The following is a 25,148-nucleotide window of genomic DNA, read 5'->3' on the forward strand; positions in this document are numbered from 1 at the left end:
GGTCTCGGCGGCGGTACGGGGAACCTGCGCAAGCGAAAAACCCAGCCGTTCGAAGCGCTGGAGCCGATCCGGCTCACAAAGCGGAAAAGCTACCGCTTCGCCTCGTCGAGCGAGGCAGCGGCGCGCGTGAGATAGGCCTGGACCAGTTTCGGCTCATGCTCGGCCAACCAATCGGCCATCGCTTCCTCCTCGCGGCAGATTTCCTCGCACATGAGAGCGGTGGTCGGATCGCCGGCCATTTCCGCGGCCGACTTCAGGATCCGGTAGGAACAGATCTCCATTTGCTCAAACACATAGCTGCCGAGCAGCCCCTTGACCACCTCGTCGCCGGCAACAACGCCGCCCAGACTTTGCAGGAGGGCGGCCGTTTGACCGACAACGTCCTTCACGGCGGAAGGAGATGTGCCGCGCGCCTCAAGACATTTCTCCAGCCTTGCGCGCTGCGATTTCGTCTCGTCGATATGCTGCTCCATACGGGCCCTGAGCTCGGGGTAGTGCTCGAGCCTGTCCACCTGCCTGTTCAGCATCAAAATCGCCTGCTGTTCCATGGCATGCGCATCACGCAGCCACTGGTTCAGCACCTCGTTCATCTTGGTCATCCTGCTCTCCCTTCGCGATCGCCTGTGCTTTCCGCCGCTGTGTTTGAGGACAGGCGCTCTCCTCGGCGAGCAGCGCCGCCGCTGCCGGCCGTTTCCATCCCAACCGGGGTCGACCGATCAATGTTCCGGTCTGGCAGGCACGACCCGCCCCCGGGAACAATCAGATAAACGCCCGGTTGGGTGGCTGCCAGAACAGGGCCGTGAAAGGTAATGACGCCGCGAAAACCGACAGATAATCCCGCCCAGCTCAGGGGCGATATCGAAAAAGGCCGGGCCGGAGGAAAGCGTCCCGGTTTCGATCCGGCAGCCGCACCGCTGGAAACGGATGCGGAAGCCGGAGGACGACCGCTAGGCCATGAGCAGGTTCGCACGTCGCGGCGGACCCAGGATGAAGAAGGGGCACCCGGCGACGCGGCCTCCTACAACGAAGCCATGCGCGAGCCGACAGACCCGGAATTCCCCAAGCATGAAGCCAGTTCCGGCACCCTAATGATCTATGTCGGGCTTATCGCCGTGGCGCTGCTGATCCCGGCGGTCGCCGTGCTGATCCTGTATTTCGCCTGATCCGCACCGCGATCCGTCACCAGTCGAGTCTACGGCGTGCGGCTTCTCGTTTACCGATGCAGCTTCACTCCCTGGTAGGCTCCGGTCACGAGAAACAGCACAATGCCGGCCAATAGCGGGACAAAGAAATAGACGACGCGGAACGCGATCAGGGCGGCCAGCGACGTTGCCCCCGGCAGCAGGTACAGGACCGTCGCCTCAAGAACGCCCAAGCCCCCCGGGACGTGGCTCAGCAGTCCCGCGCTCTGGCCCAGCGCAAAGACCGCAAGGACCTTGGTGTAAGGCGTCTCGGCCAGTCCGTTGACAAGCTGATGCAGGCAGGCGGCCACAAGAGCGAAATTGACCGTGCCAAGGGCGATCTGCCAGAGAGCCAGCACGGGCCGCGGGAAGAACAGGTGCCAGCGCCATATCCGAATTTTCCCGCGCACGAAAACGGAAGCGACGACATAGGCCCAAGGCCAGGCCACGCAGACGCAGGCGAGCAGCACGGCGGTGGAACGCGGCAACCCGATAAGACTCTCGGTATCGGACGGATAGAACAGAATTCCGAGGCCGATGATCTCCGAAAGCCCGATAGCGACCGTAACCCCGGAAAAAACGATCATCCTTGCGACATCGGCAACCGAAAGGCCCCAGCGGGAGTAGTAGTGGTAGCGGATCGCACCGCTGCTGAGACCGGAGACGCCGACATTGTGGCCGATTGAGAGCGCGACGAAAGAAGCAAGCGCCGTCTTGCGGTAGGGCAGAGGCTTGTCGACATACCGCACGCCGAGATAATCGAAACCGGCAAGGCACAAATAGGAGGCCACGGCGAAGCCCATCGCAGCGGCAAGGCTTGCCGTGGGCAAGGACGCGAGCGCCTCGACGACCCTATCAATCCCGTACCGGTCGATCGCCCGGTAGAGAAAATAAAGCGCGATACACGCAATGATCAGAACGAACAGGCTGAGGAGGGATTTGCGATAGGACATCGTATGATCCGCGAGGGGGAATAGTGGCGGAACGTTCGAAGGCTTTCGGTGGTTCCTGGAACATGCCGGCCGATACTCCCCGCAAATCCGACCCCATGACCGCTATCCGGGTGCTGACATACAATGTGCACAGTTGCCGCGGAGCCGACCGGCGCGTGGATCCGGCACGCATCGCCGCGGTCATTGCCGAAGCCGACGCCGACATCATTGCCTTGCAGGAGGTGGACGTCGGGCGACAGCGGTCCGGAGGGGACGATCAGGCGCGGATGATAGCACACGCGCTCGAGGTCCAATCCTATTTCCACCCTGCCCTGCATCTGGGCGAGGAGAAATACGGCGATGCGATTTTGACGAGGCTGCCGCTGGAGGTGCTGAAAGCAGGCCCTCTCCCGTCGGTCGGTGAGCCCCGCGGGGCGCTGCTGGCGAAGGTGAGGATGGGCGGCAAGGACCTGCTCGTCGCAAACACGCATCTGGGTCTCAGACGCCGCGAGCGGATGCGGCAGATCCAAACGCTGCTCGGTCCCGAATGGCTGGAGCAGCCCGAGATCAAAGGGCTGCCGACCATCTTCCTCGGCGATTTCAATGCCGGGCCGCGCTCTGCCCTATATCGCCACGTCACCCGATCCTTCCAGGACGCGGAACCTGCGGGGCAAGACAGACGTCCGGGGACTTTCCCCGCGCGCTGGCCGCTGTTCAGGATCGATCACGTCTTCGTCCGCAACGGACTGGTTCCAGGCGGTACCGAGGTGCTTACCGGCAGCTTGCCGAGAATGGCTTCCGACCATCTGCCCATCCTGGCGACCCTGAAACTGCCCGACGATCGCGAAACAGAGGGGGCCGGCGCCGCCCTTGAGGCAGTTCGGCCTTCGCCCGTTCGCGAACAGGATACCTGACCGGCCCTGCCGACGACAGTGTCAGCGCTCGTAAATACCCACCAGGTCGGCTTCCTCGATTGCGTGCTTTTGCGCCTCGCGCCAGATCTCCTGCGCACCTGCTTCCGCGGGCAGATCGAGGCTCGGGACGTCCAGGGCCGCCAGACGAAAATGGTAGTGATGAGGTCCGTGCCCTTCCGGCGGCTGGGGGCCGTCGTAGCGCCTATTGCCGAAATCGTTCTTCGCATAGCGCAAACGATTGCCCGGAGCCGTGTCCGCGCTCTGGGGCAGTTCTTCCTGGTCGGGCGGAATGTTGTAGACGGCAAGATGGCGGAACGTGCCGCTTGGCGCATCCGGGTCCTCGACCACGAGAGCGAAGCTGCCGGTGCCTTCGGGAGCGCCCGTCCACTTCAAAGGCGGCATGAGATTATCGCCGTCGCGCACATGTTTTTCAGGAATTACGTCACCCTCGGCGAAAGCCGGACTGATCAGGGTTAGCGTCACCGGACTTCTCCTTTCGCATGTCAGGAAAGCTTCGCCGGCGGAACTTTTGCCGCGCGTCATTGTTCCGATTCCGACCTTGCAATGCGTGGCAGGAGGAGGATCGAAATGGCCGATTCCGACAGTGACACGAAGACCGAAATCCTCGAGCAAGGCGACATCTTTTTCTTCTACCGCCCGCGCGTCGAGGAGGAAAATCCGCAAGGTCTGGAAGACGTCCAGCGCTTCGGCATGGTGCTGCGGCCACATGGCGGAGATAAAGTCCGGCTGATGGTCGTGGGGCGAAAGAGGTTGCCGGACCCGGACGAGCACGAGCGCCATTGGGGCTTCGTCGAGACCGTCGCCAAGTCGGCGAAGGATATCGAGAAGGATCTGCGCGAGGGCACCTACGAAACGAAAACACGCGGCCAAAGATCCACTCCGGCGGCACGGCCCGCAGGCGAAGGCGTCTACGTGATATCGCTGGAGGACGGGCAGATGCACCTGTCCTACGAGCTTGAACTGCCGAAGCATGTCCGGGAGGTGCAGAAATCCCTGAGGATCGCGCAGAAAGCGAGCTACGCCCTGTCGGTGAAGAACCCGGAGAAGGGCTCCCCGCCCAATGCAGGGCTCCGCGAGGAGGACGAGGCCGACTACCCGAAGAAGCTGCAGGAGGAATTCCGCGGCCGCCGGTTCGACCGGGAGGACGTGGAACTGCTCGATTACGAGGGTGCGCAGTTTCTGCTGGTGGGCGCACGCACCAACCCCGAACAGGCCTACGGCATCGACCTTGACGCCGAGTCCGCCGACTATGAGCACGCCGATACGGTAAGAAAACTGCACATGGTGAAGTCGCGGCATCCCTTGCGGCCGCTGTTCGAAGGCCGCTGGGACTGACGCCCGGCCACCGGCACACGTTCCCTCTGGAATCCGGGGAGCGCCGCGCTGCTATTCCAGATGAAACATCTTCTTCAACGGCACCTGCACCGGCTCGTTGTCGGGCCGGGTCTCCATGATGTCGGCCATATAGTCCCACCAGCGGCGCACGATCGCATTGGTCGCCAGCGCATCCATCGCGTGATCCTCGGCGCGCGACAAGATTGCGAAGAGGTGGCAGGTCTCCTCGTCGAGCCAGATCGAATAGTCCGACACGCCGGCTTCCCTGAGAAGCGCGGCCAGTTCCGGCCAGATCTCGTCATGGCGGCGCTTGTACTCGGCCGCCTGGCCGGGATTGAGGTTCATCCGAAAGGCGTATTTCTCCGGCATCGGCTTGCTCCCCGTCAAATCGTGGCGACGTCGCCCTGCAAGATTGCTCTGCATGTTCTTGCGCCCGCCGGCCGTCAGACTTTTTTTTCTACCGCAGCGTCCTTCGGCCGCCTGACCGCCATGAAGTACACGAACACAGCCATCAGCGCGAGGAAGAACAGGCTGTCGGGGCTGGTCAGGAAGACGGACGGGTCGCCATCGCTGAGCGCCAGAGAACGGCGCAGATATTGTTCCAGGTCCGGCCCCAGAATGAATCCCAGGAGGAGGGAGACCGTCGGGTAGTTCTGCTGGCGCAGGAAGAAGGCGAGGATGCCGAACAGCAAGGCGAGCCCCATCTGGAAGATGGAGAAGGTCGCCACGAAGCTGCCGACCAGCGCGACCACCGCGATGCAGGCATAAAGCAGCCCCTTGGGGATGGAGACGATCCGGACGAACCACGGGCCCAGCAGAAACAGCGTCAACGGAATGAGCACGAGCGCGCTGATGAAGAGCGATGCGAGCATGGGCGCGATGAGATCCGCCTGGGTCTCGAGCAGGCGCGGCCCCGGCTGCAGGCCGTTGATGACCAGGACGCCGAGCACGATGGCCGTGGTCGGATCGCCGGGAATTCCGAACATAAGCATGGGGACGAACGCGCCGCCGCACATGGAATTGTTGGCAGCTTCCGCCGCAGCGATGCCTTCGCGGCTGCCATGGCCGTATTCGTCGGGGCGTTTGGAACGACGCTTGGCATCCGCATAGGCGACGAATGCCGCCATCGAACCGCCGACGCCGGGAAGTATGCCGATTCCGTATCCCAAAAGAGAGCTTTTCAGGTAGGTGAACAGGCCGATCTGGCGGATCTGCCCGAGGGGCGGCAGAAATTCCCGCCGCCGGATGGTCACCGACGCGGCTTTGGAGAGGGAAAGGTGGATGTCGTCCCGGTTGTGGTAGGCTTGATAAAGGACTTCGCTGATGGCGAAGGTGCCGATGATGATGGGCATCATGTCGATGCCTTCCACCAGCATCTCGGTGCCGAAATTGAAACGCGGGATGGGCTGCATCACGTCGATGCCGATGGTTGCGATCATGACGCCGAGCATGGTCGCGACGACACCCTTGGCGACCGCGCCGCGCTGGACGATGACGATCACCACCAGGGCGAAAAGAACCAGCGCGAACTTGCCGGGCGTCTGGATCAGCAGCGATGCCTTGGCGGCAAGGGGCATCAGCGCCATGAGCAGCAGCGCGCCGAGGCTGCCGCCGATCATCGAGCCGAGGGCGGCGTGGCCGAGCGCATTGGCGCCCTCTCCCTTCCTCATCAGGGCATAGCCCTCGATCGCGGTCATCATGGAGGACGGCGCGCCGGGAATGTTGATCGTCGTCGCGGTGATGCTGCCCGCATACATGCCGGACATGAAGATGGCCGCGCACATGACCAGCGAGGGCACCACATCCATGCTGTAGGTGATCGGCAGAAGCAGCGCGATCGCCAGCACCGAGGTCAGGCCGGGAACCGCGCCGAAAAAGGTGCCTATGACGAAACCGAGCACCATGTAGGCCAGGACGTCGGGGCGCGCGAGCGTCGCAAATCCCTGAAGCAGATCGAGAAGGAAATCCATCAGATGACATCCAGAAGGGTTGGCAGCCGGACCCCGAACACCAGCGCGAACAGGCCGTAGAACACGATGGCTACGGCGATCGCATAAAGCAGCCGCAAAACGGGCCGGCCCTGCTGGTAGCGGAAGATGTGGAACAGGAACAACACGTAGAGGAGCGTTGCCAGGCTGTAGCCGAGCGGCTTGAAGACGGCGATATAGACCGCCGTTGCCACGACGGCGGCCACCGGCTGCAGGAAGGATCCGGCCTCGCTGGTTTCATCGGAGGCAAGATCGCGCCAGATGATGTGAGCGAGCGCGACATACATGAGGAGCGACGCCAGCAGCGGCAGGAAGCGAGGCCCGACGAGGCCCTCGCTGAACTGCGGCGTGATCTGGAACGTCGCCGCGACGTAGATCGTCGTCAAAAGGAAAAGGAAAACCGGCAGCAGGAGCCGGCTCCTCCAACGTTGCTGTTGCACGGCCATCGCTATCCTCCCGTGAAGCGCCGGCGGGCGTTGTCCCGCCAGCGCTCTCATCGCGGCTACCTCTTGATGACACCTTCCTCGACCAGCATGTCCATCTGATTAAACAGGGCTTTGCTGGTCTCTTCGGCCCACTGGGTGACCTCGTCCGTGCCGAGCCAATCGGGCGTCACGCCGACGCTTGCGACCCAGGTCTGGAACTCGTCGCTTTCCAGCGCCTCCTTGTAGGCGTGCTCCAAGGCCTCGACCGCCTCGTCAGGGGTGCCGGCCGGCGCGGCAAACACGATGAAGCTGCCCATGCGCAGATCGAGCCCGGCTTCCTTGGCGGTCGGCACGGTGTTGAAGGTGGGGTTGGTGGTCTCGGAGAACTCGAGGATGCCGCGCACATCTCCACTTTCCAGCAGCGGCGCGAAATCGCCGAGACTGGTGGCCACCACATCGACCTCGTCGTTGAGGATGGCTTCCTTCTGCGGCGCCGCACCGCCCGGATAGGCGATGATCTTGAACTCCGCACCCGTCTCGTCCTGAAGCTGCAGGATCGCCAGATGCAGGCGGGAGCCGATATTCTGGATGCCGATCTTCACGGTACCAGGGGCCTCCTTCGCAGCGGCGATGAGGTCGTCGATGGTCTCATAAGGCGTATCGGAGCCGACGATGATGGCATCGGGTTCGCTCGTGACGCGGGCGATGAGCTTGAGCTTGTCCATCTTGTAGCTGGGCAGCAGGCCCTGCCAGGGCACGGTCACCACGCTGTCATAGGTCAGCGCGCCGATCGTATAGCCATCGGGCCGCGCGTTCATGACCTGGGAAACGCCGGTGGCGCTGATGCCGCCCTCGATGTTTTCCACATACATGGAAGCGCCGATGTTCTTCTCGGCGATCAAGGTCAGCTTACGCACGATGCCGTCGGTGCCGCCGCCGGCCCCCCACGGCACGATGACGCGGATATCCTTCTCCGGATAGTCGGCCATCGCCGCCGAGGGCATGAGCGCGCCCATGGCGCCGGCTGCCAGCAGTGTCAGAAATTTCTTGTACATTCTCTCTCTCCCTGGATTGCAGTTCGCAGTTGTTTTCGGGCGCGCCGCAGCCCCGCGGTCTGGCGCCTGCAGGTCGGAAATCCTGTGCGCTGAGCCAACCGACTCCGGCCTGCGCCGGATTCCTGGTCGACCGCCCTCGGGACCGCCCTCCTCCTCTCCGCCGAAGGAAACCACCTCCGGCGGCGCATGACGGCGCCATGGCAGGCGCCGGAAAGCTCTCGCCGGGCGCCCGCCAATGAGCGCCGCGTGCTCATCACGCCGCCCGCTCGACAAGGGCGCGCAGCATTCCGGTTTCCTCGTCCGTCAGGTTCGTCAGCGGCGGGCGGACCGGGCCGGGGCCGTATCCGGCAATCCCCACGCCGGCCTTGATGGCGGAGACGGCGTAACCCGGCTGCCGGTCGCGAAGCGCGGCGAAGGGGAAGAAGAAATCCGTCAGGATCTGCCGCATCGTCGCCGCATCGCCATCCCGCAGCGCGTTGAAGAAACGGACGGCGAGCGCCGGCACGAAATTGAACACGGCAGAGGAATAGGTGGTGACGCCGGCGCCGTTATAGGCTTCGGCGAAAAGTTCATGCGTCGGCATGCCGCCGATGAAGCACAGCCGGTCGCCGAGCGTGGCGGTGACGTGGCGCACGAGATCGGTCCTGCCGGTGCCGTCCTTGAAGCCGATGAGGTTGGGGCAGGCATCGGCCAGGCGCTGCAACGTCTCGACCTCGAACACGCAGTTGTCGCGGTTATAGACGATGACGCCGAGATCGGTGGCCCCGCAAACCGCCGCCACATGGTCGAACAGGCCTTCCTGCGGCGCATTGATCAGATATTGCGGCAGGAGGAGCAGACCGTCGGCGCCGGCCTTTTCCGCCCCGCGCGCTATCTCCTTCGCCATTTCGGTACCATAGCCGCATCCGCAGATGATGGGCACGTCGCCGGCCGCCTCCTTGGCGGCGGCAACGACCGCAACGACCTCCTGCGGCGATAGCGAAAAGAACTCGCCCGTGCCGCCGGCGGCAAAAAGGGCCGAGGCCTCGAAACCCGACAGCCATGCCACATGCCGGCGGTAACTTTCCAGGTTCAGCGAGTGATCCTCGTTGAAATGAGTGACGGGAAAGGAAAGCAGGCCGGAGGAGATGCGCGACTGGATTTCGGTGGGCGTCATAAAAGCTGATCCTGAACTATTGTGGAGCCAAGTCATATGATGACTTGGCTCCACTCGTCAAGATGACTTCTCCCCCTCCGGCGCATTGATGGGCCGGCTGAGCACGCGATAGCGCTGGAGAGAGCCGCCCAGATGCACGCGCATGGCATCCCGCGCAGCCTCGGGATCACGGGCATAGATGGCCTCGGCGACGGCCAGATGCTCGCCATGAAGCTGCGCGTCGCGATTGGCCCGCAGATCGTTCGCCGGGCCGAAATCCTTCAGCTTGGAGCGCGGGATCGTGCGGCGCCCGAGATGGGCCAGGAACTCCTCGAAACGCGCATTATTGGTCGCCCGCGCGATCGCCATATGAAACTCGAAATCAGCCTGCTCGGTCGGCGCGCCTGCCGACATCAGCCTTCCGAATGCCTCGAGCTGCGCCTGGATCTCCGCTTCCTGGGCGGGAGAGCAGCGCTCCGCCGCAAGGCCGGCCGCCTCGATCTCGACGGAAGCACGAAGTTCAAGCTCTTCAATGATATCGGATATCTTCTTGTTGATCCGGGTCAGCAACTGCAGGCCCGGAACCGTGCTGGGCGGGTCGACCACGAAGACGCCGACACCATGGCGGGATTCCACCAGCCCGTCGGCGCGCAACGCGGCAATCGCCTCGCGTATGACGGTCCGGCTGACGCCGAAGCGGTCGACAAGCTCGGGCTCCGTCGGCAATTTGTCGCCGACCCGGTAGATGGCGCCGGAGATTTCCTCGCGAAGCGCTTCCGCGACCCCGGCTGAAAGGCTTTTCCTTGCCCGTTTCGATACGGCAGCTTCCATTTGCCTTCGATGCTCCTTGCCTGGACCCGAACGGTGTGCCGGCGCCTGCCGGCCATCAGCGCGATTCTTAGACTATGGCGAGAAGAGCGCAAGTGATATGATGACTATCAATGAAAGTCCCGCGATTTCGGCATGACGCGCACATTGCGCGGGTGGCCGTGGCGGTTTGCCGGCTGGGGGGTCGGCGCCTCGCCGGCGTCTACGGCCGACAGCCGGTCGAGCTCGCCCGTCCTGTCATGGACGGCGGTTGCCATCAGGTGCACCACGTTTTGCTTGCTTTTTTGCACCCGTCCTTCCACCAGCGCCAGCCGCGCAGACATGATCGGCCGGCGATAACGCTCGAAACGGCGCGCCCAGATGAGCGCGTTGGCAATGCCCGTCTCGTCCTCCAGCGTCATGAAGATGGCCTTGCCGTTGCCCGGCCGCTGGCGCACCAGGACGATGCCCGCGACACGCGCCCAGGCGCCATCGGGAAGAGCCGACAGGCCCGCGCAACTGACGATGCCCTCGCGCTCGAAAAACGACCGCAGGAACTGCATCGGATGGGCCTTCAGCGAAAGCCGGATCGTCTGGTAATCGGCGACCACATGCTCCGACAGCGCCATGTCGGGCAGTCTCACATCTTCTTCGCTTGCCAATTCCCGCTCGTCGGCGGCGGCGAAAAGCGGCAGCGGCGCGTCGTCGGGCAGGCGCCTGACCTGCCAAAGCGCCTCCCGCCGGTCGAGCCCGACAGACCGCATCGCATCGGCATCCGCCAGAAGCCGCAGCGCCCGGTGCGGCAGGCGGGTGCGGCGCCACAGATCCTCGACGCTTTCATAGCCGCCGCCCCGCAAGGCGGTCAGCTTGCCGGCCCAGTCGTCGTGGAACCCGTCGATCTGCCGGAAGCCGAGGCGCAATGCGCAAGGCCCGCCGCCGCGCGGCTCCAGCGTGTTGTCGAGGGCGCTTTCATTGATGTCGACCGCCCGCACCTCGACATCATGCTCCCGCGCGTCGCGGACGATCTGGGCGGGCGCATAAAATCCCATGGGCTGGGAATTCAGGAGCGCGCAGGCAAAGACCTCCGGATGATGGCACTTGATCCAGGACGAGACATAGACGAGCTTGGCGAAGGATGCGGCGTGACTTTCGGGAAAGCCATATTCGCCGAAACCCTTGATCTGATTGAAGCAGCGTTCGGCGAACTCGCGCTTGTAGCCGCGCTGGACCATCCGCTCCACCATCATTTTCTCGAATTTTCCGATGGTGCCGTTGTTGCGGAAGGTGGCCATCGCCTTGCGAAGCTGATTGGCTTCCGCGTCGGAAAACTCCGCTGCCACCATGGCGATCTTCATTGCCTGTTCCTGGAACAGGGGAACGCCCAGCGTCCGTATCAGGACATTGCGCAACTCGTCCGGGTCGTGCGGTGGCGCGGGCGAAGGATAATCCGGCTCATCCCCATCCCGCCGGCGCAGATAGGGATGAACCATATCGCCCTGGATGGGGCCGGGCCGCACGATCGCCACCTGGATGACCAGATCATAAAAAGTTTTCGGTTTCAGGCGCGGCAGCATGTTGATCTGGGCCCGGCTTTCCACCTGAAAGACGCCGATGGAATCGCCGCGCTGCAGCATCCGATAGACTTCCCGGTCTTCCTGCTCGACCGTGGCGAGATCGAGCGACCGGCCGTAATGGGCCTGGATCAGGTCGAACGCCTTGCGGATGCAGGTCAGCATGCCGAGCGCCAGGACATCCACCTTCATCATGCCGAGCCGGTCGATATCGTCCTTGTCCCACTCGATGAAGGTGCGCTCTTCCATGGCGGCATTGCCGATCGGCACCATCTCGTCGAGCCTGCCGCGCGCCAGCACGAAGCCGCCGACATGCTGGGAAAGATGGCGGGGAAAGCCAAGAAGCCTTGCGGCGAAATCCGCCGCCCGGCGGATGGCCGGGTTGGCGGGGTCGAGCCCTGCCTCGCTGATACGGTTGTCCGGCAGCGTATCGCTCCCCCAGCTTCCCCATACGGTGCCGGCGATCCGCGCCGTCACGTCCTCGCTCAGCCCCAGCGCCTTGCCGACCTCGCGGATGGCGCTCTTGGGCCGGTAATGAATGACGGTGGCGGCGATGCCGGCGCGGTGCCGGCCGTAACGGCGATAGATATACTGGATCACCTCCTCGCGCCGCTCATGCTCGAAATCGACGTCGATATCGGGCGGCTCCTTGCGCTCGTCGGAAATGAAGCGGGCAAAGAGAAGCTCGTGCTCGGCCGGATCGACGGCGGTGATGCCGAGCGCATAGCACACCGCCGAATTGGCCGCAGAGCCGCGCCCCTGGCATAGAATCCCGTTGTTCTCGGCAAACTGGACGATGTCGTAGATCGTGAGGAAATAGCGCGCATATTCAAGCTTGCCGATGAGGGCGAGTTCTTCCTTCAGGAGCCGCCTCACTTTGTCGGGAATGCCTTGCGGATAGCGCATCTCCGCCCGCCGCCAGGTCAGTTCCTCAAGCCAGTCCTCCGGTGTCCGGCCGGGGGGTATCGGCTCGTCCGGATACTCGTATTTGAGTTCGCCCAGCGAAAAATCGACGCGCTGCAACAGATATTGCGTCTCCGCGATCGCTTCGGGACAATCGCGGAAAAGCCGGACCATTTCCTCGGGGGTCTTGAGATGGCGTTCGGCATTGGCAAGAAGGAGCCGGCCGGCGCTTTCGATGGTTGTTCCCTCCCGAATGCAGGTCAGGATGTCCTGGAGATCGCGCTGCTCGGCAGCGTGGTAGAGCGCGTCGTTGACGGCCAGAAGCGGCACGCCGGCCGATCCCGCAACGGCCTTCAGCCGCGCCAGCCGCCGCCGGTCGCCACCTTGGTGAAGCATCGGCGCTGCAAGCCAAACCGCGCCCGGCGCCGCGTCTCCCAGATTTTTCAGGAGCCCGCCCATGCCCTCAATGTCCAGCCCCGGCATGACGGCAAGCAGCAGCGAGCGGCAATGGGAAAGAAGATCGTCGAGGCGCAGGATGCAGTCCGCCTTCTCCGCCCGAAGATTGCCGAGCGTCAAAAGACGGCAGAGCGTTGCCCACCCTTCCCTGTTCTCCGGATAGGCGAGGATATCCGGCGTGCCGTCGCAAAAGACGAGGCGGGCGCCGACGGCAAGCTTGAACCGGCGGGCCCTCTCCCGCACCGCCTCCAGCGTGAACGGAAAGGCCTCGCTGTCCGGATGCTCGATCCAGACATATTCACCGGGACCCGAGCCTTCGCGCATCTTTTCCGCGGGCAGTTCCCCGCCCTTCAGATCCTCGAGCGCGCCATAGGCCCGGACCACGCCGGCCACCGTGTTCCGGTCCGCAATGCCGATGCCGGTATGGCCCAGAAGCAGCGCCGCCAGCACCATCTCCTGCGGATGGGAAGCCCCGCGCAGGAAGGAGAAATTCGTCGCCGCCGCCAGTTCGCCATAGCCCTTCATGCGAACAACCCATGGATATACCAGCGGATTTCTCCGACCTCCCGCCCGTAAAGGCCGCAGCGAAACAGCCAGAAGCGATGGCCCTGCGTATCCTCGACACGGTAGTAGTCGCGAGTCTGGCCCGGCTCCTTCCGCCACCATTCCGGCGCGATGCGCTCGGGCCCTTCCGCGCGGGCGATCTCGTGCAGCACCCGGCGCCAGCGAAACCTGAGCGGCGGACCGTCGGGCACCATGGCCACCGTCTCGACCGGCTGGGCGGGGCAGAGCATCAGGAGCGGGCGCAGCGGCGGCTCGCCGGGTAAAGCCTCGGGCCATCCGCTTTTCCACGGCATAGCGGAAATCGCCGGCACATGGCGCGCAGCGCGTTCGGGAACATGGCTTTCTTCCGGCAGGAAACACTCGACCGCAGCGGGTCCGTAGCGCGCCGTCAGCCTGTCGATGAGATCGGCGACCGCCTCCTCTTCGGCGTGCTCGCGTTCGAAATGGACCTGCGCCGGCGCGGCCTCCTCCATCCCGAATGCCGACAGCCTTATCATGTCGAAGCCGAAACCGGGATCGAGCGGATCGGCCAGCGCTTCGAGGCGCGTCGTGAAGAGACGCTTGAGCGCCGTCCGGTCGCGCAGGGGACGCCCGGAAAGCGCCTGGATGCGCCGGGTCGCCCCATCGGCGCGGAAGAAGACCGCCTCGAACCGGCGCCCGCCCTTTCCATATTTCTCAAGGGTCTCGCACAGATCGCGCGAAAGTGCGTCGAAAGCGGCGGCAATGTCTTCGGCAAGCCCGATGGGATCGGCAAAGCGCTGCTCGGCGCTGAACTCGGGTATCGGGCGGCGGGGCGAAAGGGGCCGGTCAACCTCTCCCAGAATGCCGGAAAGCCGCTCGATCATGTCGACGCCGAAGCGGGCGGCCAGCGGCTTGCGGGGACGTTCAGCCAGATCGGCGATCCTGGCAAGGCCGGCGCGCCGCAGGGCGACCATCCTGTCCTGATCGAGTTGCAGAGCGCCGACGGGAAGAGACGCGCAAGCCCGTTTTTCCTCTCCCCTGGCGACAAGGCCCTGCCCGCCGAAGCGCGCCAGGGTGCGGGCGCAATCCGTGGTGCTGGCGATCACCGTCCGGACCGAAAGGCCGAAGCCTTTCAGGCGGCTGCGCAGATCGGCCATCAGCGCGGCCTCGCCTCCGAAAAGATGGGCCGATCCGGAAATCTCCAGCGTCAGGCCATCCGGCAAATCCTCGGCGACCACGGGCGTATAGCGATCGCACCAGTCGGCGACATGGGCAAGAAGGGCCTGAACCGCCTCCGGCTGGTGTTCGTGGGCGTCGATATCCGGCACCCGCGCGCGCGCATCCGCCAGCGCAAGGCCCGCCTTCAATCCAAGCGATGCCGCGCGGCGGTCCACGGCGGCCACCCGCATCGCGTTGTTGTGGCGCGTCGTCACCACCGTCGGCCGTTCACCCGGCGCGGCGCCATTCTTCCTTGCCAGACGATGTAGCCGGTCGGTCGGGAGATAGGGAAACCACAGGGCGAGATAGCGCCGGTTCCCTGAAAAGCTGTGCGTCACGGTCCCACTCCAGTCGCCAGCGCTGGCCGGCCGATCCGGCGCGGTGGCGTAAAAGCGCGATGTCGAAGGCCGCCAGGCCCGGGGCGTTGGCTTCAAGGGCGCGCGAGGGGGCGGAACGGATTTGCCACCGGGTCGTCGCCGCGCTCCCTTCCGCCTGCGGGCAAATCCGCAGGAGAAACACCGGCACGCCGCTTTTTTCCGCTGCCAGCGACAATCGGCGCGTGGCAGTCAGGTCGAGTATCTTCGGGCTGCCCGGTATTTCGACGACCACCGCGCCAAGCGCCTTGCAGCCGATCGCCTCCATGCCGGCACGCAGGATCTCGGTCGCATCCTTGAGCCGGATATGGATGAGCCGGCCCGGCGGCATGCCCATTTCGCGCAGGCCATGCGGATAAAGCTTGCCGGATTCCATCTCGCCATAGACCTGCCTGATCCACACGACCCCGTGCCGGCGCGCCGCAGCCGGTGCCCTGGCGCCGGCGCCATGGGCTCGCCGGGTGGCGCTTATGCACAGGCCCGCGCAAAACCCCGCCGCCGCAGCCGCATCGGGCTGGCCGGCAGCGATAATCTCGTGCAACGCGCCGCGTTGAAGCCCGCCGCCCAACGCCCTGTCCGGCCCGTTCGCGCCAAGCGCAAACCGGCTCTCCGCGCTTGCGGGCACGGCGGGTTGGACGGCATCGATAACCTTCCGCAGCGCATGGATATGGCGTCTCGCATCCATGGCTATGTTCCTATTTTGTTCCATTAAGACTCAGGAGAAACCGAGAGTCAACGGCTCCTTTCCCCTCCATAAGCCGGACAGCAGGGAGCGGGTCGAAGCCCGCCCCCTGCCGCAATCATGCCCCCGGCTGTGAAGCGGCAACGCCTTCAAGGGCATCGAGCCTTTGCAGCACATGATCGAGCACGGCCTGGTGGATCACCGCGAAACGGTCATAGGCCACGCTTTGCGGTTTCAGCTCCGCGCCCGGCCTAAGCCGCCGCTCCGCCCTCGCCCCACCGTCCTGGTCCGTGGTTTCGATCGTCTCGTAATCGTCCGGCCCATAGCCCCAATGCACCATGCGCGGGTCGATCTCCGCCACCTCCTCCGCGATGAAGCCGTACCAGCTCCAGCCCGGATTGTCGGAAGCGGCCAGCGAGCGGTAACGCACGGGCTTGACCCCCATCAGCGCCATTGCCCGCGATATCTCCAGCGCCTGGACGTCCGTCTTGTAGCGGGCGCTCGACGTCACCCGCAAAAGGTTGTGCCCATCGGCGCTGTCGAGATAGGCGTTGGCCGCGTTCGCGGTCGTTCCTATGCCGGGGAAACGAACCGAACTGTCGGTGTGAACGGCCAGCGCCGTGCCCCAAGCCGCGCCGTCCGGGCTCACCTTCACCGAAAAATCGTCGCTGCCGGCAGTTCCCATCTCGGCCCGGCCGGACCAGCCGGTCTGGAACAGGAGGCTGGCGGTATCGCCGGCCGCGTTCTTGTTGATCTTGAGCTGATGCCCGGCGCCGGCATTGTTGAGCAGCGTCGCCGGCGAGGAGACGGCAAGCCGGTTGGTTGCATCGGCATCGGCCGAAATTCCCAGCGTCTCCACCCGCTCGAAAATATCGATCCACGCCGAACCGTCGAAAACGCGCAGTCGCGCCGCGTCCTGCACCCAAACGCGCCAGCCCGCCGAGGGCGCGAAGAAAGCCCACGCCCCATCCTGATAGGCGGCCAGATCACCTTCCCGTCCGGCCCACGCGCCCGAAGCCGGGCCGGCCACGATATAGGATTCGCCTTCGGCCGGCTCGGCCGGCGGCGCCGCCAACGTATCGCTGGCGGCGTTCGCCTGCACCAGCGCATCGAGCATCCGCACCGCCTCATTGTGGGTCACGTGCTTCTGAGCCTGCGATGGAAGTATGTAGGGGAGTAAAAGAGAGGGAGAGTTTTGCATGGTCAGCTATCCTGCTTGAGTTGCGCAGGAGGAAGAATACCGCCGCCCGGAAGACCGTGGATAAATCAGGGCAAAGACGCGCTACCAAAGCCGCCGCCCGTGCGCTACCGGCAGCGAAAACACGTGCAATGGCGAAAATCTTCTGTATATAGCCGCAGGCTTGCTATGCAGCTTTGGTCGAGCCGAAGGAACGGGTTGTATGAGACTGCTGTTGGCCTGTCTGGCACTTTTCCTGAGCACCGCTGCATCGTCGGCGGAAAAGTTCGAGATATCGATCTTCAAGAAGAATTATCGGCTGTCGGCATTCTATGCTTTCGACGCCGCTCCGGAGACCTGTGGCGAAGCCGCGATCATTTTCCGCGCCTGCGGGCGCACATTCTATGCATGCGGGCGGGAGGCCGCGCAGGCCATGGAGCGCGCGGCCATGGGCTCCTATTCCGTTCGCGCCGTTTCGCGGCCCGGCAGCCCGCAGCTATGCTGATCTCTCGATGTCCATCGCGTGAGGCGCAAGGCATTCAACCGAGATAGGCAAGGCCTGCCAGCACCCAGGCCGCCAGCAGCACCGTTTCCAGCACGATCATCAGGGCCGGCAGAACACCGACCTCGCCGAGCGATTGCAGCGAGGTCTTGACGCCAAGCGCGGCGATGGCGGTGACCAGGCACCAGCGCGATGCGTCGACTAGGACGGCGTTCACGGCTTCGGGCAGCGGCATGAAGCTGTTGAGGAGCACCAGCGCGACGAAGCCGATCACGAAGCCCGGCAGCGGCAGGCGCGGCAATCTGCCGGCGCCAGCCGCAACGCCCCCGCTTTGCCGCCAGACGAAGCCCAGCACCAGCACCACGGGGACAAGCAGCACGACGCGGAACAGCTTGACTACCGTCGAGACATTGCCTGTCTCCTCGGAGACCGAGTAGCCCGCCCCGACCACCTGCGCCACATCGTGGATCGTGCCGCCGAGAAACAGCCCGGCCTCGTTGTCGGACAGGCCCAGGGCCTGCGCCAGGATCGGATAGGCAATCATCGATATGGTGGAAAGAGTGGTAACGGTGATGACGACGAATATCGTGTTGCGCTCATGATCCTTGTCGCGCGGCATGATCGCCGCCACGGCCAGCGCGGCGGAAGCGCCGCAGATGCCGACGGAGGCGCCGCTCAAGACGCCGAGCCGGCGGCCGGCGCGCGTGAAGCGGCCGAGCGCATAGCCGAACAGGATGGTGACGAGAACGCCGAGCGCCACCCACACGACGGCGAACGCGCCAAGTCCGGAAATCTGATCGAGCGTGATGCGCAGCCCCAAAAGCGCGACGCCGACACGCAGCACCGTGCTCGACGCAAATCCGATCCCTGGCGCCGTCTTCACGTCATCGGCTAGAAAATGCACCGCCATGCCGATGAGCAGGGCGAACAGCATTTGCGGCGCGCCATAGTGATCCGCCAGGAACTGCGCGGCGGCGGCAATGACCAGGCAGACCAGCAGTCCCGGAAAGGCTGATTTCACGCCGGCGATGGAATGGGTCGGCTGGGCCAAGGTTGGAAATCCTTTACGTCACGCTGATCATCGACAGGAATGCACGTCCCGACAGCCCCGGCAATTGGCACAGCCACCGCTAAATGGAAAACCACTTGCCGCCGATCTTCATCCCGCGCGCCTCTTGACGCTGCGGCCGGCCCTCTGATGAAGATGCCGGAGCCGCCGCAATCTTTTTCAGCCGGAGCATGTATGACGAAGCTCGACCAAGCCGCTGACAGTCTTTGGGCGGCAACTGCCCCCGCACCAGCGCCAACCGCCTCCCTGACAGGTGACCTGCAAGCCGACGTCGTCGTCGTCGGCGGCGGCTTCACCGGACTTTCGGCGGCACTGCACCTGGCGGAAGCAGGCGCAAGGGTGGCGGTGCTCGAAGCGCACGAGATCGGCCATGGCGGGTCGGGACGGAATGTTGGCCTGGTCAATGCGGGCATGTGGGTCCTTCCCGACGACCTGCCGGCGACGCTCGGCGAACCCTATGGGGAACGCCTGCTGGAACTCCTGGGCGACGCGCCGAAACTGGTTTTCGCCCTGGCGAAGAAGCACGCCATGGACTGCGAGGCGGTCAGCACCGGCACGCTTCATTGCGCCGCTGGCCGGGCGGGCCTGCGCCAGCTCGAAATCCGCGCCGGGCAATGGTGCCGCCGCGGTGCGCCGGTGCGCTTGCTCTCGGCGCGTGAAACCGCCGACAAGACGGGCACGGAGGTCTTTTCGGGTGCCCTGCTCGACGAACGCGCCGGCACGATCCAGCCGCTTGGCTATGCACGCGGACTGGCGGCGGCTGCATTGACGGCAGGTGCCGGGATATTCACCCGTTCACCGGTCGAGCGCGTGGAAGAGGACGGCAACCGTTGGCGGGCCGTCACGGCGGGGGGCAGCATCGCGGCGGACTGGGTCATCGCCGCCACCAACGCCTATACCACCCGTCTTTGGCCGCAACTGCGCGAGGAACTCGTGCACCTGCCCTATTTCAATTTCGCCACCGAGCCGCTTCCCCCGGAGGCGCTGCCGGCCATCCTGCCCGAAAGGCAGGGCGCCTGGGACACCAACAAGGTGCTCACGTCCTTCCGTCTGGATCGCAGCGGCCGCCTGGTGCTTGGCAGCGTCGGCGCGCTTTCGGGCACGGGCAGGTCCGTTCATCAGGCCTGGGCGCGGCGCGCCATGACGCGCATGTTCCCCATGCTGAAAGATGTCGGCTTTCAGCAGGGATGGCACGGTATGATCGGCATGACCGACGATCACCTCCCGAAGTTCCATCGCCTCGACCGCCGCATCGTCGGCTTCAGCGGCTATAATGGCCGGGGCATCGCGCCGGGCACGGCGTTCGGCAAGATCCTGGCCGAACATATCGGCGGCAGGATCGGCGAAAGCGACCTTCCGCTCCCGGTCACCTTGCCCGTGCCGCAGCGCCTGCGGGCGATACGAGAGGCGGGCATAGAGTGGGGCGCGCAGGCGATCCACCTGATGCGGATGCTCGGGTAAGGGCGCAGCTCAAGACCGGGCCGCGCTCCATGCGCCGGTAAACCGCTCCACCGCAATTGCCATCGCGCCGTCCAGCGCGCTGCCTTGCGCGGGATGCAGCATGGCCTTGAGACTTTCGGCCAGAAATGGGGTATAGGGCGCGGCAAGGCCGCCCAGCATGCATATGCGGCGGCAATCGCGCGGCATCACCGCCCTCAGCGACGCCTCGATGGCGGCCACACCTTCACCGACGATTTCAAGCGCTATCGGATCGCCGGCCTCCGCCGCCTGGAATATCTGTGGGGCGAAGGCCGCGAATTCGGAAGGTTTGACGGAATGGGCGAAGGAGACGATCTCCTGCGCCTCGCCATCGAAACGCTTCAGGACCGCATCGGTCAGCGCGGAGCCGGAGCCCACGCCGTCATGGGCAAGGAGCGTGCGCTCCAGAAGGGCGCGGCCGAGCCGTGCCCCGCTCGCCTGATCGCCGATGAGAAAGCCCCATCCGCCGACAAGGCGCACCGCATTGCCGTCGCGTGCGCCGAAGACCGAGCCGGTGCCGACGATCGCCGCAGCACCGTCATGCGGGCCGAGCGCGCCGCGAACCGCGATCTCCGCATCCCAGAGCACCATGCTCTCGGCGAATGGCAGACGGCGGCGAAGCCGTTCGCCATAATCGCCGACATTGACCCCGGCCAGCCCGATCACCGCTTTCGCGTCCGACAGCGCATCGGGCGCGAGGCCCGCCGCCCCGGCGGCCAGTTCGGCTGCTTCGATCACGTTGAAGGCGGCCCTGTCGGGATCCGTCATCGCATTGGCAGGCCCGCTTTGGCCGCTGCCAATCACGGCGCCCGAGGGATCGGCGATGCGCGCGCGGCATCCCGTCCCTCCCCCGTCTACCGCCACCAGGTATCGCAAATCTCCCTCCATGCAACTCGTACAGATACCAATAGCAGGCCACTACGAGATGCCGTCCTGCTGGCTTCAAAACAAAGCACTGTTTATCATGAATAAAAATTTCAGTCTGGATTCTCCAGAAAAAATGGTATTGACTTGGTTCTGTCCAATGACCTGAATAGGCGTCAGCCATTCGCGCCGGGAGCGGGGGAAAATCGTCAGCGGGAAAAGAACATAGCCGACAGTCCGGGCGAAGGGCCAGAGGGCACGTTCCGCCAATTGTATTTTGACGGCCAGGGTATACGCTGAACGACATGTCCGCCCCCTGTCACGGGACGGTTTCAGACGGGAACGGGCGTCCCAGACGCCCAATAGGGAGAATGAAGAATGAAACGGGCGCATCTATCGATTCTACTCATGGCCTCCACCGTGCTCGGCATGTCCGGCGCGGCCCAGGCCCAGGACGTGACGCTGACCATCGAGAGCTGGCGCAACGACGATTTGGCGATCTGGCAGGAGAAACTGATCCCCGCCTTCGAAGCCCAGCATCCGGGCATCAATGTCGAGTTCTCGCCTTCGGCACCGACCGAATACAACGCCGCGCTCAACGCCAAGCTCGAGGCGGGCTCGGCCGGCGACCTCATCACCTGCCGGCCGTTCGACGCGTCGCTGGAACTCTACAAGAAGGGCCAGCTTGCCGACCTCAGCGATCTTGAAGGCATGCGGAACTTCTCCGACGTCGCCAAGTCGGCCTGGCAGACCGACGACGGCTCCGCCACCTTCTGCGTGCCGATGGCCTCGGTCATCCACGGCTTCATCTACAACAAGGACGCCTTCGAGGAACTCGGCATCGAGCCGCCGGCCACCGAGGAAGAGTTCTTCGCCGTGCTCGACAAGATCAAGGAAGACGGCACCTATATCCCGATGGCCATGGGCACCAAGGATCTATGGGAAGCGGCGACCATGGGCTACCAGAATATCGGCCCCAACTACTGGAAAGGCGAGGAAGGCCGTCTGGCGCTCATCAAGGGCGAGCAGAAGCTGACCGACGAGCCATGGGTCGCGCCTTTTGAAACGCTGGCGCGCTGGCGTGACTATCTGGGCGACGGCTTCGAAGCCCAGTCCTATCCCGACAGCCAGAACCTGTTCACGCTCGGCCGCGCGGCGATCTATCCCGCCGGTTCGTGGGAAATCTCCGTCTTCAACGAGCAGGCCGATTTCGAGATGGGCGCTTTCCCGCCGCCGGTTCAGGCCGAAGGCGACACCTGCTACATCTCCGACCACACCGACATCGCCATGGGCATGAACGCCGATACGGAGCATCCCGAGGAAGCCAGGACCTTCCTCAACTGGGTCGCCTCGGACGAATTCGCCACGATCTACGCAAATGCCTTGCCGGGCTTCTTCAGCCTCTCCTCCACGCCGGTCGAGATGGAAGACCCGCTGGCCAGGGAATTCGTTTCCTGGCGCGAGAAGTGCGAGCCGACCATCCGCTCGACATACCAGATCCTGTCGCGCGGAACGCCCAACCTCGAAAACGAGACCTGGGTCGCGGCCGCCAATGTGATCAACGGCACCGAAACGCCCGAGGAAGCGGCCAAGCGCCTGCAGGAAGGCCTGGCAAGCTGGTACGAGCCGCAGCAATAGCGGACGATCGATCGGGGGTCGCCGGGCGCGGCCCCCGATTTGAACAATCGGGGGAACCATGGCAGCCGCTAAGAAGCCGGTCCGCTGGCATATTGCCGTTTTTCTGGCTCCGGCCGTCCTGATCTACACATCGGTGATGATCCTGCCGCTCTTCGGCACGCTGCAGCTTTCGCTGTTCGGCCGCGGCGAAAGCGGGCTGATCTTCGTCGGTTTCGACAATTTCCGCACGCTCCTGTTCGACCCGCGCTGGTCGGCCAGTTTCTGGAACGCATTGTGGAACAATACCTGGTTCTTCATCATCCACATGGCGGTGCAGAACCCGATCGGCATCCTCCTGGCCGCCCTTCTTTCCAACCCCCGTCTGCGGCTGCGCGGCTTCTACCGCACGGCGATCTTCGTGCCGACGATCCTTTCCTTCGTAATTGTCGGCTTCGCCTGGAAGCTGATCCTCTCCCCGTTGTGGGGCGTGGCGCCCAGCCTGCTCGACATGGTCGGCCTCAGGAGCCTGTTCGAGCCGTGGCTCGGCAAGGAGGAATATGCGCTGACGACGCTCGGCCTGATCTCGGTCTGGCAGTTCATCGGCATTCCGATGATGCTGATCTATGCCGCGCTTCTTTCCATTCCCGAGGAGTTGCTTGAGGCGGCCGAATGCGACGGCATTACCGGCATGAGCCAGTTCTGGAAGATCAAGCTGCCGCTCATCCTGCCCTCCATCGGCATCATCTCGGTGCTGACCTTCGTCGGCAATTTCAACGCCTTCGACCTGATCTACGCCACCCAGGGCGCCATGGCCGGGCCCAACTTCTCGACCGACATCCTGGGCACGTTCCTCTACCGGACCTTCTTCGGGTTCCAGCTGCAGATCGGCGACCCGAACATGGGCGCGACGATCGCCTCGATGATGTTCCTCATCATCCTGGTCGGCGTCTGCATCTACCTCTTCATGATCCAGACGCGGCTGCGCCGCTACCAGTTTTGAGCCGGTTTTGAAATCGTCATGAGCAAGGCACGCACATCCCTCCCCCGCTCGGCCGCAGCCCATGGCGTGCTGCTGCTCTACACGGCCATCGCGCTCTTCCCGGTGATCGTGATCATCATCAACGCCTTCAAGTCGCGGCAGGCGATCTTCCGCTCTCCCCTGTCGCTGCCCGACGCCGACAGCTTCACGCTCATCGGCTTCGAGACCGTGCTGAAGCAGGGCGACTTCCTGCTCTATTTCCAGAACAGCTTCATTGTCACCGTGGCTTCGCTCGCCTGTGTCCTTCTTTTCGGCGCGATGGCCGCTTTCGCGCTTGCCGAATACCGTTTCCGCGGCAATCCGCTGATGGGGCTCTATCTCGCGCTCGGCATCATGATCCCGATCCGGCTCGGCACCGTCGCCATATTGCAGCTGATGGTGGCGGGCGGCCTCGTGAACACGCTGACCGCGCTCGTGCTGGTGTACACGGCCCAGGGCCTGCCGCTTGCCATCTTCATCCTGTCGGAGTTCATGAAACAGGTCTCCGACGACCTCAAGAACGCCGGCCGCATAGACGGGCTGTCCGAATACACGATCTTCTTCCGGCTCGTGCTGCCGCTGGTGCGGCCGGCCATGGCGACCGTCGCCGTGTTCACCATGATCCCCATCTGGAATGATCTGTGGTTCCCGCTGATCCTGGCTCCGTCGGAGGAAACCAAGACGATCACGCTCGGCGCACAGGTCTTCATCGGCCAGTTCGTGACCAACTGGAATGCGGTGCTGGCGGCCCTGTCGCTGGCTATTCTGCCGGTGCTCGTTCTCTATCTCATCTTCTCCCGCCAACTCATCCGCGGAATCACAGCAGGAGCCGTCAAATGAGCGACAAGCCGCTGCGCGTCGTGGTGGCCGGCCTCGGCAATATGGGCCGCAGCCACGCGCTGGCCTATCACCGCAATCCCGGTTTCCAGATAGCCGCCCTCGTCAACCGCTCGCCGGTCGAGCTGGGTGGTGAACTGGCCAGCTACGCAATCGGCCATTCCTTCGAGGAAGCGCTGGCCGCGGAAAAGCCGGATGTGGTTTCGGTCAACACATACTCCGACAGCCATGCCGGCTATGCGGTCGCCGCGATGGAAGCGGGCGCCCACGTCTTCGTGGAAAAGCCGCTGGCAACGACCGTGAAGGATGCCCAACGCGTGGTGGCGGCGGCAAAAGCCAATGGCCGCAAGCTCGTCATCGGCTATATCCTGCGCCATCACCCGTCATGGCAGAAGCTCATCGCCGAGGCGCGGGCTCTCGGAGGTCCCTATGTCTTCCGCATGAACCTCAACCAGCAATCGAGCGGTCCGACCTGGAACACCCACCGGCAACTGATGCAGACCACCTCGCCCATCGTCGACTGCGGTGTGCATTATGTCGATGTCATGTGCCAGATCACCGATGCGAAGCCGGTGGAGGTGCGCGGCATGGGGCTTCGGCTTTCCGACGAGATTGCGCCCGACATGTATAATTACGGCCATCTGCAGGTGCTGTTCGAAGACGGCTCCGTCGGCTGGTACGAGGCTGGATGGGGTCCGATGATCTCCGAAACCGCCTTTTTCGTTAAGGACATCATGTCGCCCAAAGGCAGCGTCTCCATCGTCATGGACGAAGGGGCCAAATCCGATGACATCGACACGCACACCAAGACGGCCACGATCCGCCTGCACAAGGCCGCGCGCAAGCCCGACGGCAGCTTTGCCGAACCGGACGAGCTCATGCGCATGGAGGGCGAGCCGGGGCACCAGGAACTGTGCGAACGGGAACAGGCCTTCGTGCTGAAGGCGATCCGGGAAGACGTCGACCTGTCCCGGCACATGGAAGACGCGGTCCAATCGCTGAAGGTCTGCCTGGCGGCGGACGAAAGCGTGCGCACCGGTCGCGCAATCAGGCTTTGAGGATC

The 25,148-nt window shown here is 64.2% G+C and carries 24 protein-coding genes; 9 read left to right on the top strand and 15 right to left on the bottom strand.

Annotated elements, in window-relative coordinates; translation table 11 throughout:
* Positions 1-89: 89 nt before the first annotated feature.
* Positions 90-599 (bottom strand): ferritin-like domain-containing protein, encoded by a 510-nt coding sequence (locus tag NTH_RS05985; RefSeq protein WP_338529173.1) that lies wholly within the window; start codon positions 597-599, stop codon positions 90-92.
* A gap of 210 nt (positions 600-809) precedes the next feature.
* Here NTH_RS05985 and NTH_RS05990 point away from each other — a divergent pair, with 210 nt between their 5' ends.
* Entirely contained in the window at positions 810-1,163 is a 354-nt protein-coding gene (locus NTH_RS05990; RefSeq protein WP_338529174.1) for a hypothetical protein, read from the top strand.
* Between the two features lie 50 nt (positions 1,164-1,213).
* Here NTH_RS05990 and NTH_RS05995 read toward each other — a convergent pair whose 3' ends face one another.
* Positions 1,214-2,134: a lysylphosphatidylglycerol synthase domain-containing protein gene (locus tag NTH_RS05995; RefSeq protein ID WP_338529175.1), complete on the bottom strand. Its 921-nt coding sequence runs from the start codon at positions 2,132-2,134 to the stop codon at positions 1,214-1,216.
* Between the two features lie 62 nt (positions 2,135-2,196).
* Between NTH_RS05995 and NTH_RS06000 the strand changes: the two genes are divergently transcribed.
* Entirely contained in the window at positions 2,197-3,027 is an 831-nt protein-coding gene (locus NTH_RS06000; protein ID WP_422392427.1) for an endonuclease/exonuclease/phosphatase family protein, read from the top strand.
* A gap of 21 nt (positions 3,028-3,048) precedes the next feature.
* Here the strand turns inward: NTH_RS06000 and NTH_RS06005 are convergent, their stop codons facing one another.
* On the bottom strand, positions 3,049-3,510 hold the full coding sequence (locus NTH_RS06005) for a YbhB/YbcL family Raf kinase inhibitor-like protein (RefSeq protein ID WP_338529176.1): 462 nt from the start codon (positions 3,508-3,510) through the stop codon (positions 3,049-3,051).
* 105 nt (positions 3,511-3,615) lie between these two features.
* Here NTH_RS06005 and NTH_RS06010 point away from each other — a divergent pair, with 105 nt between their 5' ends.
* Positions 3,616-4,383 carry a hypothetical protein gene (locus NTH_RS06010; protein WP_338529177.1) on the top strand — a complete coding sequence of 256 codons (768 nt, stop codon included), beginning with the start codon at positions 3,616-3,618 and terminating at the stop codon, positions 4,381-4,383.
* Between the two features lie 51 nt (positions 4,384-4,434).
* Here the strand turns inward: NTH_RS06010 and rhaM are convergent, their stop codons facing one another.
* The 10 genes from rhaM to NTH_RS23110 form a co-directional block, all read right to left on the bottom strand.
* Positions 4,435-4,752, bottom strand: coding sequence for an L-rhamnose mutarotase (rhaM, locus tag NTH_RS06015; RefSeq protein WP_338529178.1), 318 nt, complete (start codon positions 4,750-4,752; stop codon positions 4,435-4,437).
* 74 nt (positions 4,753-4,826) lie between these two features.
* Positions 4,827-6,353, bottom strand: a complete 1,527-nt coding sequence (locus tag NTH_RS06020; protein ID WP_338529179.1) for a tripartite tricarboxylate transporter permease — start codon at positions 6,351-6,353, stop codon at positions 4,827-4,829.
* The gene (locus tag NTH_RS06025; RefSeq protein ID WP_338529180.1) at positions 6,353-6,817 is read right to left on the bottom strand and encodes a tripartite tricarboxylate transporter TctB family protein; all 465 of its coding nucleotides are present in this window, start codon (positions 6,815-6,817) and stop codon (positions 6,353-6,355) included. The genes NTH_RS06020 and NTH_RS06025 overlap by 1 nt, the downstream gene beginning before the upstream one ends.
* Positions 6,818-6,873: 56 nt before the next feature.
* Complete coding sequence (locus NTH_RS06030) at positions 6,874-7,851, bottom strand: Bug family tripartite tricarboxylate transporter substrate binding protein (protein ID WP_338529181.1); 978 nt, start codon at positions 7,849-7,851, stop codon at positions 6,874-6,876.
* 253 nt (positions 7,852-8,104) lie between these two features.
* Positions 8,105-9,007, bottom strand: a complete 903-nt coding sequence (gene kdgD, locus NTH_RS06035) for a 5-dehydro-4-deoxyglucarate dehydratase (RefSeq protein WP_338529182.1) — start codon at positions 9,005-9,007, stop codon at positions 8,105-8,107.
* A gap of 57 nt (positions 9,008-9,064) precedes the next feature.
* The gene (locus NTH_RS06040; RefSeq protein ID WP_338529183.1) at positions 9,065-9,817 is read right to left on the bottom strand and encodes a FadR/GntR family transcriptional regulator; all 753 of its coding nucleotides are present in this window, start codon (positions 9,815-9,817) and stop codon (positions 9,065-9,067) included.
* 107 nt (positions 9,818-9,924) lie between these two features.
* Positions 9,925-13,248 (bottom strand): error-prone DNA polymerase, encoded by a 3,324-nt coding sequence (locus tag NTH_RS06045; protein WP_338529184.1) that lies wholly within the window; start codon positions 13,246-13,248, stop codon positions 9,925-9,927.
* A complete protein-coding gene (locus NTH_RS06050; protein WP_338529185.1) occupies positions 13,245-14,804 on the bottom strand; it encodes a DNA polymerase Y family protein in 1,560 nt (519 codons plus the stop codon). Before NTH_RS06050 ends, NTH_RS06045 begins: the two co-directional genes overlap by 4 nt.
* Positions 14,695-15,525 carry an ImuA family protein gene (locus tag NTH_RS06055; protein WP_338529186.1) on the bottom strand — a complete coding sequence of 277 codons (831 nt, stop codon included), beginning with the start codon at positions 15,523-15,525 and terminating at the stop codon, positions 14,695-14,697. The genes NTH_RS06050 and NTH_RS06055 overlap by 110 nt, the downstream gene beginning before the upstream one ends.
* A 115-nt stretch (positions 15,526-15,640) precedes the next feature.
* Complete coding sequence (locus NTH_RS23110) at positions 15,641-16,663, bottom strand: DUF2793 domain-containing protein (protein ID WP_422392354.1); 1,023 nt, start codon at positions 16,661-16,663, stop codon at positions 15,641-15,643.
* A 259-nt stretch (positions 16,664-16,922) separates the two neighbouring features.
* Here NTH_RS23110 and NTH_RS06070 point away from each other — a divergent pair, with 259 nt between their 5' ends.
* Complete coding sequence (locus tag NTH_RS06070) at positions 16,923-17,204, top strand: hypothetical protein (protein ID WP_338529187.1); 282 nt, start codon at positions 16,923-16,925, stop codon at positions 17,202-17,204.
* A 34-nt stretch (positions 17,205-17,238) separates the two neighbouring features.
* On the opposite strand, the gene NTH_RS06075 is transcribed toward NTH_RS06070, so the two are convergent.
* Positions 17,239-18,252 (bottom strand): YeiH family protein, encoded by a 1,014-nt coding sequence (locus tag NTH_RS06075; RefSeq protein ID WP_338529188.1) that lies wholly within the window; start codon positions 18,250-18,252, stop codon positions 17,239-17,241.
* Positions 18,253-18,444: 192 nt separating this feature from the next.
* Here NTH_RS06075 and NTH_RS06080 point away from each other — a divergent pair, with 192 nt between their 5' ends.
* On the top strand, positions 18,445-19,731 hold the full coding sequence (locus NTH_RS06080) for an NAD(P)/FAD-dependent oxidoreductase (protein ID WP_338529189.1): 1,287 nt from the start codon (positions 18,445-18,447) through the stop codon (positions 19,729-19,731).
* 9 nt (positions 19,732-19,740) lie between these two features.
* Here the strand turns inward: NTH_RS06080 and NTH_RS06085 are convergent, their stop codons facing one another.
* Complete coding sequence (locus tag NTH_RS06085; protein WP_338529190.1) at positions 19,741-20,625, bottom strand: BadF/BadG/BcrA/BcrD ATPase family protein; 885 nt, start codon at positions 20,623-20,625, stop codon at positions 19,741-19,743.
* Between the two features lie 366 nt (positions 20,626-20,991).
* Here NTH_RS06085 and NTH_RS06090 point away from each other — a divergent pair, with 366 nt between their 5' ends.
* The 4 genes from NTH_RS06090 to NTH_RS06105 are packed head-to-tail and all read left to right on the top strand — an operon-like array spanning position 20,992 to position 25,143.
* Positions 20,992-22,251, top strand: coding sequence for an ABC transporter substrate-binding protein (locus tag NTH_RS06090; protein WP_338529191.1), 1,260 nt, complete (start codon positions 20,992-20,994; stop codon positions 22,249-22,251).
* 58 nt (positions 22,252-22,309) lie between these two features.
* Positions 22,310-23,230, top strand: a complete 921-nt coding sequence (locus NTH_RS06095; RefSeq protein ID WP_338529192.1) for a carbohydrate ABC transporter permease — start codon at positions 22,310-22,312, stop codon at positions 23,228-23,230.
* Positions 23,231-23,248: 18 nt separating this feature from the next.
* Complete coding sequence (locus tag NTH_RS06100) at positions 23,249-24,088, top strand: carbohydrate ABC transporter permease (RefSeq protein WP_338529193.1); 840 nt, start codon at positions 23,249-23,251, stop codon at positions 24,086-24,088.
* Positions 24,085-25,143 carry a Gfo/Idh/MocA family protein gene (locus NTH_RS06105; protein ID WP_338529194.1) on the top strand — a complete coding sequence of 353 codons (1,059 nt, stop codon included), beginning with the start codon at positions 24,085-24,087 and terminating at the stop codon, positions 25,141-25,143. The genes NTH_RS06100 and NTH_RS06105 overlap by 4 nt, the downstream gene beginning before the upstream one ends.
* Positions 25,144-25,148: the final 5 nt, after the last annotated feature.

The organism is Nitratireductor thuwali (genome assembly GCF_036621415.1).
Taxonomy (GTDB): Bacteria; Pseudomonadota; Alphaproteobacteria; order Rhizobiales; family Rhizobiaceae; genus Chelativorans; species Chelativorans thuwali.